This is a genomic window from Desulfovibrio sp. JC010 (assembly GCF_010470675.1).
In the GTDB taxonomy this organism is placed as follows: domain Bacteria; phylum Desulfobacterota; class Desulfovibrionia; order Desulfovibrionales; family Desulfovibrionaceae; genus Maridesulfovibrio.
The window spans coordinates 237961-249893 of sequence record NZ_VOIQ01000005.1 but is presented as its reverse complement, the minus strand read 5'-3'; the positions used below and the strand labels follow the sequence as shown (position 1 = coordinate 249893).

At 50.3% G+C, this 11933-nt stretch carries 12 protein-coding genes; 8 read left to right on the top strand and 4 right to left on the bottom strand.

The features are described 5' to 3' along the window. Positions 1-6 precede the first annotated feature (6 nt). Genes FMR86_RS07795 through FMR86_RS07785 form a run of 3 tightly spaced genes read right to left on the bottom strand, consistent with a single transcriptional unit; the run spans position 7 to position 3441 of the window. Positions 7-1884, bottom strand: coding sequence for a heme lyase CcmF/NrfE family subunit (locus FMR86_RS07795; RefSeq protein ID WP_163350533.1), 1878 nt, complete (start codon positions 1882-1884; stop codon positions 7-9). A gap of 58 nt (positions 1885-1942) precedes the next feature. Further along, a complete protein-coding gene (locus FMR86_RS07790; RefSeq protein WP_163350532.1) occupies positions 1943-2359 on the bottom strand; it encodes a cytochrome c maturation protein CcmE in 417 nt (138 codons plus the stop codon). A gap of 14 nt (positions 2360-2373) precedes the next feature. Next, positions 2374-3441, bottom strand: coding sequence for a hemolysin family protein (locus FMR86_RS07785; protein WP_163350531.1), 1068 nt, complete (start codon positions 3439-3441; stop codon positions 2374-2376). A gap of 230 nt (positions 3442-3671) precedes the next feature. Between FMR86_RS07785 and FMR86_RS07780 the strand changes: the two genes are divergently transcribed. Further along, entirely contained in the window at positions 3672-4676 is a 1005-nt protein-coding gene (locus FMR86_RS07780; RefSeq protein ID WP_239057173.1) for a glycosyltransferase family 9 protein, read from the top strand. A 38-nt stretch (positions 4677-4714) separates the two neighbouring features. On the opposite strand, the gene FMR86_RS07775 is transcribed toward FMR86_RS07780, so the two are convergent. Next, on the bottom strand, positions 4715-5014 hold the full coding sequence (locus FMR86_RS07775; protein WP_163350529.1) for a GIY-YIG nuclease family protein: 300 nt from the start codon (positions 5012-5014) through the stop codon (positions 4715-4717). Positions 5015-5143: 129 nt separating this feature from the next. On the opposite strand from FMR86_RS07775, the gene FMR86_RS07770 reads away from it, so the two are divergent. The 7 genes from FMR86_RS07770 to FMR86_RS07740 all read left to right on the top strand — a co-directional run bounded on the left by FMR86_RS07770 (position 5144) and on the right by FMR86_RS07740 (position 11873). Next, the gene (locus tag FMR86_RS07770; RefSeq protein WP_163350528.1) at positions 5144-7138 is read left to right on the top strand and encodes an ABC-F family ATP-binding cassette domain-containing protein; all 1995 of its coding nucleotides are present in this window, start codon (positions 5144-5146) and stop codon (positions 7136-7138) included. A gap of 116 nt (positions 7139-7254) precedes the next feature. Further along, positions 7255-7662 (top strand): (deoxy)nucleoside triphosphate pyrophosphohydrolase, encoded by a 408-nt coding sequence (locus FMR86_RS07765; RefSeq protein WP_163350527.1) that lies wholly within the window; start codon positions 7255-7257, stop codon positions 7660-7662. A gap of 168 nt (positions 7663-7830) precedes the next feature. Then, positions 7831-8703, top strand: a complete 873-nt coding sequence (locus tag FMR86_RS07760; protein WP_163350526.1) for a methylenetetrahydrofolate reductase — start codon at positions 7831-7833, stop codon at positions 8701-8703. Positions 8704-8909: 206 nt separating this feature from the next. After that, positions 8910-9938, top strand: coding sequence for an aspartate-semialdehyde dehydrogenase (locus FMR86_RS07755; protein ID WP_163350525.1), 1029 nt, complete (start codon positions 8910-8912; stop codon positions 9936-9938). Positions 9939-10225: 287 nt separating this feature from the next. Further along, positions 10226-11176, top strand: a complete 951-nt coding sequence (locus tag FMR86_RS07750; RefSeq protein WP_163350524.1) for an aminotransferase class IV — start codon at positions 10226-10228, stop codon at positions 11174-11176. Positions 11177-11269: 93 nt separating this feature from the next. Beyond that, positions 11270-11554 carry a type II toxin-antitoxin system RelE/ParE family toxin gene (locus tag FMR86_RS07745; protein ID WP_163350523.1) on the top strand — a complete coding sequence of 95 codons (285 nt, stop codon included), beginning with the start codon at positions 11270-11272 and terminating at the stop codon, positions 11552-11554. A 10-nt stretch (positions 11555-11564) separates the two neighbouring features. Then, positions 11565-11873, top strand: a complete 309-nt coding sequence (locus tag FMR86_RS07740) for a HigA family addiction module antitoxin (RefSeq protein ID WP_163350522.1) — start codon at positions 11565-11567, stop codon at positions 11871-11873. Positions 11874-11933: the final 60 nt, after the last annotated feature.

Here is an 11933-nt window from a genome sequence, read left to right as displayed (position 1 = left end):
ATCCGCCTAAGAGAGTTTCGGTTTTCTGAAAGCCATGAATCCGAACAGACACATCAGGGTGCCGCCGATCCAGAGCCAGTTGATTAGCGGATTAAGGCTCATCTTAAGCGTTGCGTTACCTTCAGCATCAACACTCAGCAAGGTAGCGTAAATTTCGCTGCCGAGGCTGGGAATAACCGAAACTTCAGCAAAAGGCTGATCAAAGTTGCGGTACAGACGACGCTCAGGAGCCATCAGGCCGACAGGTTTACCGTTCTCGGTAACTTCCAGAATAGCGGCAATATGCGCCATCTCGGGAGTCTGTCCTTCGGTAATCCTTTTAAAGGTAACGGAATAGGTGCCGAGCTGCACACTTTCGCCCTGTTTGACCACATACTGGTGCTCAACCTTGTTGGGACCGGACCACGCTACGCCGAGGAAAACAAGAGCCACCCCGAAATGCAGTCCGTAAACCCCGATCATGGAGCGGACTTTGCGCAATTGTGGGATGAAAGCGAAAACGCCGATGATTCCCACAAGAGAAGCAATTGCCGCAGCACTGGTAATCAGGCCGAGGGGATTATGCAGGCCGCAAACATAACTGATTGCGCCGCCGCCGATAAAAGCACCGCCCACGAGAAACAGGCCGCGTTTATCGAAAATACCTTCTTTCCAATTGAACCACGGGCAGACAGTAAAAATAAGGATAATCAGGCTGAACAGGGGCAGACAGACCCGGTTGTAAAACCGTGCGTCAAGGCCCACCGGATTGGCACTCCACATCTTGCTGATCACCGGCCACATGGTTCCCAGACCGACCACAAGGCCGAGACCGAGGAAGGCCCACGCAGCAATAACCAGCATACCCTGCCTGCTGTTCAGGCCGGAAAGTGTCCTGCTTTCAGGACGGGGTCCGACCACCAGCACAAACACGATAACAGCAAGGTTGGACATCAGGAAAAGCAGCAGCGGCAGCCCGACTCCGTTCTCACCGTAAGCATGCAGGGACTGCACAACACCGGAGCGCACCAGATAGGTGGCAAAGATGCACAGCAGCAGAGTCAGGCTCATGAGAAAGACATTGGTCCGATGCAGGGCCTTGCGTTTGATCTGAATGATGGCGGTATGCATGAAAGCAGATGCGCTGAGCCACGGGATAAGTGAAGCATTTTCCACCGGGTCCCATGCCCAGTAACCGCCCCAGCCCAGTTCCATGTAGGACCACCAGCAGCCGAGTACGATTCCTGCGGTAAGGAAAATCCAGGAGAGAATATTCCAGTTACGGCAAAAGGACACCCATGATTTCAGCTCACCTGAAATGTAGGCTGCAAGAGCCAGCGCAGCAGGACTTGTAAATCCGGCATAGCCGAGGAACAGCAGCGGCGGATGAAATATCATACCGGGGTTACGCAGCAGCGGGTTAAGACCGTGCCCGTCCGCCGGGGTGGGGACCAGTTCCATAAAAGGATTGGACCAACTGGTCAGCAGGAGCAGGAAAAAAGCCTGCACCGCCATGTAAAACAGCCAGTAATACAGTCTTGTTTTTTCGGAAAACTCTTTAAAAAGAGCCAGTCTGGAAAAGATAACACCCATAATCGCAATGGACAGCATCCAGAAAAGCAGGGAACCGTCAGCCCCGGCCCAGAATGCTGTAAGCGTATAAAAAATGGGCAGTGTATTATCTACGTATTCGTAGATATATTTGAATGAGTAATCCCGGTTGATAAGGCCGATAGTCAAAATGACACTGGAACCTGTAATCAGACCGGCAATTGCCATATTCGCTTTGTCAATCAAATCCAGCACGCTGCGTTTGCCCGTGAGCAGGGCAAGGCACGCATAAGCACCCGCCCCCAACGCCGCAAGCAGGGCGATGAGGAGCAGAAGGTTAGCAAAAAGCTGCATATTATAATTACTCCATTACGGATAAAATCTTTTTTAAACGGATCAGTTCCGCAAGGGATCAACCCTCGCGGTTTTCCTTCTCGTACTTGGACGGACACTTGGTAATGAGGGAAGTTGCCTTGAACATCTTGTGTCCATTGACAAAATTACCCTCAACAATAACCTCGACACCTTCTTTGAAAGTGTCAGGCACTGCACCGCTGTAATCTACACGGATGGTCTGTGTATTTTTCTCCTGATCAGTCAGATCAAAAGCAACCCCCAGCCCTCCGGCTTTGGATTCAATATTCTGAGGAGCCACCTTGCCGAACAGCCTTGCCTGTCCAAGCTCGGACTCTTCCATGGCAAGGGCCTCGGAAACATTAAGAAAATACACGCTGTCCTGTGAAACACCTGAATAAATCAGGTACCCAAGTCCACCGAGAAAAAGGATCAAGGCGGCAATGTAGACGCCTTTTCCGCCTTTCTTGGCCATTCTTATTCTCCGTTTTATTTCGAAACGTCAGCGGAAGCTTCTTCCTTGCTGACGACCAGTTCTTTTCTTCTCCTGCGGGCGAGTTCGCGCATGTCCACAACCTGATCGGTCTCGTCCACGATCTCGCTGCCGAGGATCTCTTCCATTACATCTTCAAGGGTTACAACCCCTGACATTCCGCCGTATTCATCCAGCACCACAAACAAATGCATGCGGCTTTCAAGGAATTTGACCAGCAACTTATCCAGAGTGATGTTTTCCAGCGCAAAACGGACCGGTTTCATCAACTCTGAAAGCTTCACATCATCATGGTCATCCGCAAGCGCTTCAAAAACAGAACGCCTGTAAATAACCCCGACAATGTCTTCAGGATCATCACCTTCATAAACGGGAATACGGCTGTGCGGCCATGCGCTGTACTTGGCATGGGCCTCCGCTACGGTCATCTCAGCAGGAAGAGAGAACACAACAGTCCGGGGAGTCATAATCTGCTCAACAATCTTGTCGTCCAACGACAGGATGTTGGCAATTGAGAGGGCTTCATACGGTTTGATCGCCCCGGATCTCCTGGTCAGGCTGACCATAGCTTTTATATCATCTTCCGTGGCCTGCGGTCCTTCACAGCTCTTGTTTCTGTTAACAAGACGCGAAAAAATACCGCAGATCCAGATAACCGGAAGAAATATCCAGATTAAAATTTCCATGGGCCGGGCCAGCACCCGTCCCAGAGGTTCACAGTAAAGCACGCCGATGGTCTTGGGCAGAATCTCAGACAGAACGAGAATGACGATTGTAAATCCAAGCGTGAACCAAGGCAGGGTCTCCGCCCCGTAAACAGATGCCCATGCAGCACCGGCAAAAGCGGCCCCGGCAGTATGGGCAACAGTATTGAGGGTCAGAATGGCAGTGATGGGCCGGTCCACATTGGCACGCAGCTTATGCAGAATCGCCCCGGATTTGTGACCTTCCTTGCGCAGGGTTTCGATCCTGCTCCAAGGAAAGGAATAAAATACGGCTTCACTGACTGAACAGTAGGCGGAAACAAGTGTGGCTACACTGACGGAAAGTATTAATTCCAGCATTAATTTTTGAGTTAAAGTTGTTGAATGACGCCATCCGGCATCTTTTTGATACTGGCATCAGTATCAGAACCCAGATAGTGGCGCAACAGAAATAGGGCCGTTTCAGCCCAGATTTCCTACGGTTTTGCTACAAAATATAATCTTAAATTAAAATCAACAAGAGTTCAAACAGTTAGAGCACAAAAAAAAGACATTGACCTTTTGAGCTTCACACATAAAATATGCGCGCAATGCCAAACACAAATCACAAAGTCGTTTTCAGGCTCAGTGCCCTCGGTGACGTGGTCCTGACCACCGGGGTAATCGAGTACTGGGCAAATAAATACAACTGCACTTTCTCGGTTATTACCAAAGTTTCCAGCAGCCCTGTATTAGAAAATAATCCCCATATCACAAAAGTCATCAGTCTTGATAAAAAAGACCTCGGTGATCTGGCATGGATTAAAAAGGCCGGACAACTCGCCGCCGAGTACGAAGGATGCGAACTCATCGACCTGCACTCCACCCTGCGCTCCAGAATCCTTGCCGCACGCTGGAAAGGAAAAGTTTCCCGCTACAACAAATTTTCCCTTGATCGGCGCATGTTCAGGCTGACCCGTTCTCCCAAACTGGACGAAAGACTTTCCCAACTGCGGGTCACCCAACGATACGCTTCCGCCCTCGAAGAAGAAATCCCGGAAGCCCCGGAACTTCTGCCGCGTATCTATCTGGCTGATAACGAAAGAAATATCATCCGAACACTCATGGAAGAACATGACCTAGGTCAAAATTTCATCGCCCTGCATCCCTACGCCACTCATCCCGACAAAGCATGGCCCGAAGAAAACTGGCAGAAACTCATCGCCATGCTCGATGTTGCATCCATAAACTGGGCAATCATCGGACGCGACGACAACGTCTTCGAGCCGCAATCCCATGGAGCAAACTTCACCAGTCAGCTTCAGCTGCGCGAGACCTGCGCCCTGCTGGAAAAATCCGCCCTGCTGATCACCGGGGATTCCGGCCCCATGCATCTGGCCGCTTCCGTATCCACCCCGGTAATCGCCATGTTCGGACCGACCTCAAAAGCATGGGGATTCTACCCCGCAGGAAAGCGTGATGTTGTGCTTGAGTCAGAAATGGAATGCCGCCCCTGCTCACTGCACGGCAAAAGCAATTGCAAAAAAGACCGGGAATGTCTGCGTAGAATAGAACCTGAAACGGTTTTAAAAAAAATACAGGATTTGATGCGCTAACACGCTTTTTAAGAATTAAAAGAGATGCCTCCGGCGGCTTAGTTTGCTTCGCATTTAACGCGATCAGGCGGCACAGCATTGTCTTGCATTGCCAGCTCCCTAAGAAACCCGACCTTCTGTCCTGCCCGCTTTTGCTTTACAGCATACTCAGCGCGATAAGCAGCACGCTTATCCGGGAAAGATTCATAAGCTTCAAATTCAACGGGCAGACGACAACGAGTATACTTCGCGCCCTTGCCGGAATTATGCTCTTCCAGCCTGCGTGCAGGATCAGTGGTTACTCCGCAATAGAGTGAGTTGTCGCTGCAACGCAGCAGATATACATACCATGTACTCATGGATTGGGGATAACTGTTGCCTGCAACGCGGTCAAATTTAAACTTTCAATTACCCTTGCAATCTGCAGGATGAATATATATTTTAACTCGCTTTCTCAGCCCACAATTTTACAGCAAAACATATATATCATGCCCAGAATCACTATTTCGTCCCTTGAAAAATCCTACAACGGGGAAGACCTGTTCAGCGACCTTTCTTTTGAAGTGTCCGCAGGAATGCGCCTTGCCGTGGCCGGCCCCAACGGTTGCGGTAAATCCACCCTGCTTAAGCTCATTGCCGGAAAAATAGAACCGGACGGCGGAGTGCTTTCCATTTCCAAAGGTGCGCGTCTCGGATACGTGGCGCAGGAACTGACCGGGGAAATCCTTGAAAACACCCTGCTCAGCTGGGTACTTTCCGCTCTGCCCTCATGGAATAAGCTCTGGGAACAATGGGAAGAAGCCGGACAAAAAAATGATCAGGCACTCATGGAGCGGCTCTCCGAAAAACAGGCTGAATTAGAACACCAGTTCGGATACAATCCCGAACACAAAGCCCGTACCATCCTCACCGGGCTGGGCTTTTCCGAACACGACCTGCTCAGCAAAATCAAAGAACTTTCCGGCGGCTGGCGAGAACGCGCCAAACTTGCCCGCGTACTCCTTCAGGGTGCGGACCTGCTCCTTTTGGACGAACCCACCAACCACCTTGATCTTGAGGCCGTGGAATGGCTGGAAAGCTACCTGCTTTCCTTTCGTGGTGCAGTCATCTACGTGGCACACGACCGTATTTTTCTCGATAAAGTCGGTACCCATGTGCTTTTCCTCGGTTCCGGGCGTCCGCAGGTCAGACGCGGCAACTTCACCGAATTCCTTAAATGGCAGGCCGAAAATGCGGAACAGCGCAGTCGCGAGGCCGCCAAGCTTTCTGCACGCATCGAAGCCGAAAACTCCTACATCAACCGCTTCCGGGTCAAGGCCCGCAAGGCCGCACAGGCCCAGTCCAAAATCAAGAAAGTGGAAAAGATGTCCAAGGAGTTAAACAAAATCAAAGGAGAGGCCGAGCTCAACCGTTCCGGCCGCACCCTGAGTTTTCGTCTGCCCCCGACATCACGCGGAGACAAAGCCGCTATCAGCATAGTTGATCTTGAATTTTCCTATGACGGCAAACCGCCGTCCATCTGGCCCCTGCTCAATTTCCAGCTTTTCCGGGGCAAAAAAGTTGCCCTTGCCGCGCCCAACGGTGCCGGTAAATCGACCCTGCTCAAAGTGATCATGGGAACACTCAAGCCCAATGCAGGCTTTGCAAAAGTGGGCCAGAACACATCTCTCGCCTACTTCAGCCAGCATCAAAGCGATATTTTACGTGACGAAAGAACCGCTCTTTCCGAAATCCGCCGCCTCTGCGACCCGGACACCACCGAAGAGCAACTCAAAAGCGTTCTCGGCCTGTTCCTGCTCGGCGAAGGATATTTCGAGCGCAAAGTTTCCGCCCTTTCAGGTGGTGAAAAGAACAGGCTGATTCTCGCATCGCTGTTCCTTTCACGGGCCAACCTGCTCATTCTTGACGAACCCACCAACCATCTTGACCTTGAAAGCCGCGAAGGACTTATCCGGGCTTTGAAAGATTATGACGGCACCCTTTTCTTTGTAGCGCATGACCGCTACCTGCTCGGCGAAGTGGCTGATGAAATATGGGCTTTGACTGATTCGGGAATCGAGACTTTCTTCTCTTTCAAAGAATACGACGACTATCGCAAGGAAAAACTTGCAGCCCCCGCAGCCCAGTCTGACCCCGCTGAATCCAACGACAGCTACAAGCCCGCCAAGCGCAAGCTGAGCAAGGAAGATAAGCGCCGTCAGGCTGAAATCCGCAATGCCCTGTACAAGGAACTCAAGCCCAAGACTGCCGAGTATGAAAAACTCGAAAAGGATCTTGAAAAAACCATGGAAGATCAGGCCACCATGGAAGAACAGCTTAACGATCCCGCTCTCTATGATGACGGCGCAGCAGCAGTGGAACTGAATTCCCGCTACACTGAGACCTGCAACTGGGCCGAAGAACTCATGGAAAAAATGGCCGTGCTCGAAGAAGAAATCGCCGAACTGGAAGAACGCAAAAAGCAATTATTGGAAGATAATTAAGATGCCTCCGGCGGCTGGGGAAGGGAAACTTTTGCAAAAGTTTCCCTTCCCCAGACCCCATCCCTTCAAAACCTTTTAATAAGCTTCGCTGTCTAGCTTGTTTAATCCACATTGAAATGACCAAAAACAAACCTATCGAAGTTGTTGCCGGGGTTATCTGGAAAGAGGGATTATTTCTTTCTGCGGAGCGGCCCGTGGGTAAGGATTATGCCGGATGGTGGGAATTTCCCGGCGGCAAGGTCGAGATCAATGAATCCCTCGGCGATGCACTTGTCCGTGAACTGCAGGAAGAACTGGGTATAATCCCTACAAGCTTTGACTTTTGGATAGAAAAAACAGTAGAGTACCCCGAATATACAGTTCACCTAAATTTTTTCGACATCTGGGAATTTTCCGGCCAAGTGAAATCACTTGAAAATCAGCGTTTCGATTGGTTCGATCTTAAAAACATGCGCGATGTAAAATTCCTGCCCGTCAACTACGAAATACTCGAAATGCTGAAAGAACGTGAAAACGTTCGTTAGAATAACCAAAAGCCTCGCACGATCTGCCGCGCTACAGCGGCGAAGCCCTACTAAAAGTTTTTGAAGAGTCCAGAGAAACTTTTCCAAAAAGTTTCTTTGGCCCCCGGAGGGCCGCCGGAGGCAAATCCATTCATCAAAAAGCGCGCAGCGCATCAAATTGGAGCCATCATGAAGATTATCGATCTGATTAATAAAAACGGACAGTTCATATCACTGGAATTTTTCCCGCCCAAGGACCGCGAATCGTGGCCTAAATTCTTTGATGTTGTGGAAAAGCTTAAAGTTCTAAATCCGCTTTTCGCGTCTGTCACTTACGGCGCGGGCGGAGGAACTCAGGACAATTCACTTGAAATTGTTAAAAGAATGAAGCAGGATGCAGGGATTGAACCTCTTGCACACCTGACCTGTGTCGGTGCCAGCCCTGAAAACATCAGTGAATTTGTTTCCGCCCTTCAGGAGGCGGACGTTGAAAACATCCTTGCCCTGCGCGGCGACGCCCCGGCGGACGATGATGATTTTGACTTCAACACCCAGACCTTCAAGCACGGCTCAGACCTCGTCACTTACGTTAAGGAAAAGCATCCCGGCGTAGGCATTGCAGTGGCCGGATACCCGGAAGCGCACCTTGAATCCCCTTCCATCAAGGAAGATTTCAAGTGGATGAAGTACAAAATCGATGAGGGCGGAGAATTCATCATCACCCAGCTCTTTTTCGATAACCGGGTCTACTTTGATTTCTGCGACAGGCTGAAAGGCATGGGCATTGATGTCCCTGTACTGCCCGGAGTGCTGCCCATCATGAGCCTCAAATCCGCGAAATTCATTCTTTCCCTGTGCGGAGCGGCCATCCCCGGCAAATTCCTCAGCGCGCTTGAAAAAGCACATGCGGAAGGCGGCGATGAGGCGGTCTACAAACTGGGTATCGAATTCGCTACCAGACAGGCTCAGGAATTGCTGGACGGCGGCGCACCCGGAGTGCATCTTTACACATTAAACAGAGCAAAAGCCTGCCTCGAAATCGGGCAAGCATTAAAATTTTAGGATAATTATTAAAGTAAGTAGGGATTCCAAAGGCCTGTAGCCGTTAGGCGAGAAACTTTGCTTCGAGTCTTACGGATACAGAGAGCGGAGCGGCTTGCTCCTTTGGCCGCCGGAGGCGAAATCACCTATCAAAACGCGAAGCGTATCATACCCAATAAACAAACCGGACTGCCGATGGTCCGGGTCAAGAATACGGAGGTTTAGTTATGAGTACCAAAAATCCCAGAGTTGCAGTTGTAGGGGCCACTGGCGCGGTAGGCCGTGAAATGCTCAAAGTGCTTGAGCAGCGCGACTTCCCCGCATCAGAAATTGTTCCCTTTTCTTCCGCCCGTTCCGCCGGAACCAAGGTTCCCTATAAAGGCGAAGAGCTGACCGTTATCGAGTTGAAAGAAGACTCCTTCGAAGGATTCGATCTGGCTCTTTTTTCCGCAGGCGGCGGTACCTCCGAAAAATTCGCTCCCCTTGCTGCCAAGGCGGGTTGCGTAGTTGTGGATAACTCCAGCCAGTGGCGCATGGACCCCAAGATTCCTCTCGTGGTACCTGAAGTAAACCCTGAAGACCTCGACTGGCACCCCGGCATCATCGCCAACCCCAACTGTTCCACCATCCAGATGGTTGTTGCGCTGAAGCCCATCCACGATGCAGCAAAGATCAAACGTATCATCGTTTCCACCTATCAGGCTGTATCCGGTACCGGACAGAAAGCCATCACCGAGCTGGAAACACAGGTCAGCAGACTTTTCAACGGCAAAGACGTGGTCCCCAGTGCCTACCCGCACCAGATCGCATTCAACTGCCTGCCGCACATCGATGTTTTCATGGATAACGGCTACACCAAAGAAGAAATGAAGATGGTCAACGAGACCAAGAAGATCATGGGTGATGATTCCATCAAACTCACCGCCACCACCGTACGCGTGCCCGTCTTCTACAGCCACTCCGAATCCGTGAACATTGAGACCGAAGAGAAAGTAACTGTTGAGGAATGCCGCAACATGCTTTCCAACTTCCCCGGCTGTACCGTAGTGGACTTCCCCGAGAAGAACCTCTACCCCATGGCTATCGACGCCACCGGTGAAGACGATGTATACGTCGGACGTATCCGCGAAGATGAAACCATCGAAAACGGCCTGAACATGTGGATCGTTTCCGATAACATCCGCAAAGGCGCAGCCCTGAACACCGTACAGATCGCCGAGACCCTTATCGAACGCGATCTGGTCCGTGTGAAATAGCCTCCGGCGGCCCCTCGGGGACCAAAGAAACTTTTGCAAAAGTTTCTCTGGACTCTTCAAAATCTTTTAGTAGTTTTGATTTTTGCAAAACTTATTAAAGGGTGCCTTTAAAAATTAGAAAGCGGTGAAGTTGTTTTGACTTCACCGCTTTTTTTATTACCTATTCCACTTGCGAAAGGCCACCCTTTGGCGGTAGTGTATCACCGCTTTGCGGAAGTGGGATTCCCTGAAGCTTATGGCGGTTATGATCCCTGATGGGGTTTAGATAAATTTTACGGAGTCCGGAATTGATCAGAAAAGTAGACAGTAACGAATATATTGATGCCATGATTTCCGCCATGCGCGCGGGAACCGAGAAAGTCTGTGCCTTTTACGAACACCGCATCGGGCTGGTCTGCACCGACCCCAAGCTCATGCTCATGCCTTGGGATGACCATCTGGTACATCGCGGGGACGGCGTATTTGAAACCATGAAGTTCGTGGACGGCAAGCTCTACCAGCTGCAGCCGCACCTGCGCCGCATGAAACGCTCCGCGCGTACAATCAGCCTTGAGCCGCCCTGCTCGTGGGATGAACTCGGCAATCTCATTCTGGAAGTTGCCGGGGCATCCGGTGTTGACTCCGGTCTGGTGCGCGTACTGCTCGGACGCGGTCCCGGCGGGTTCGGCATCGATCCTTACGAATGTCCGATTCCCTCCCTGTATATCGTGGTCTACAAGCACGAACCCAAACCTGAATCATGGTATGAGAAAGGCGTAACCGCCTTCAGGAGCAAGGTTCCGGCCAAACAGCCTTATCTGGCCACAATCAAATCCATCGACTACCTGCCCAACGTAATGATGAAAATCAACGCCAAGGAGGAAGGTTTCGATGTACCTTTCTGCTTTGACGATCTCAGCTTTCTCGCCGAAGGTGCCACTGAAAATGTCTGCATTGTCAGCCCGGACGGTAAACTCTATACTCCCAAATTCACCAACTCACTGGCCGGGACCACTATTGCCCGCGCCCTGCAGCTCATTGAAGATGAGATTGAAGTGGATTTCCGGGCTGTCTCAGAAGAAGATATCCTGCTGGCAAAAGAAGTAATCATCTGCGGCACATCCATCGATGCCGTAGGAGTTGTACGCTTCAACAAAAAACCCATCCACGATGTCCGCCCCGGCCCCATCTGCAAGCGTATGCGCGAATTGCTGCAAAAAGATTTACAGGAAACAGGGACGCCGATTATTAAGAGTTAAAAATATAGAAGGCCGTAACACCTGTTGCGGCCTTCTTTTTCAAACCACACTACAACGCTTGACGTTACACCTCTAACGATATATTTATTTATCATGATTAAATCGTTCAAGAACAGCGGGACAGAAAAAATCTTTAAACGTAGCTATTCAAAGATTATTCCTAACCAACTCGCTAGAAACGCATACAAAAAACTAATCCAGATAGATGCCGCAGAAGACTTGAATGATTTAAGAGTACCGCCCGGCAACAGGCTGGAAGCCTTGAAAGGAGACCGGGCAGATCAACACAGTATTCGGATCAACAACCAATACCGAATTTGTTTTATTTGGAAAAACAACCACGCTTATCAAGTGGAAATAACCGATTACCACAGCTAGGGAGGAAAACATGGCAGATTTCGGACCAATTCATCCCGGCGAAATATTGCTGGAAGAATTCATGGAACCATTGGGCTTAAGCAGAAACAAACTAGCAGCAGCTCTATGCATACCAGCCCAACGTATTGGACAAGTTGTAAAAGGACAGCGTGCAGTAACGGTGGACACGGCCATGCGTTTGGCAAAATTTTTTGATACCACACCACAATTCTGGCTAAATCTGCAGCAGAAATACGATCTTGAAGCAGCCAAGGACGAACAGCTCGAACTTCGCATTGCAAGGGAAGTTCGCACCTGCAAGGAACTGCATTTCTGTTAATAAAAGAAAGGCCGTAAATCTCACAGATTCACGGCCTTCTTAATTTGCACTAAAATATCA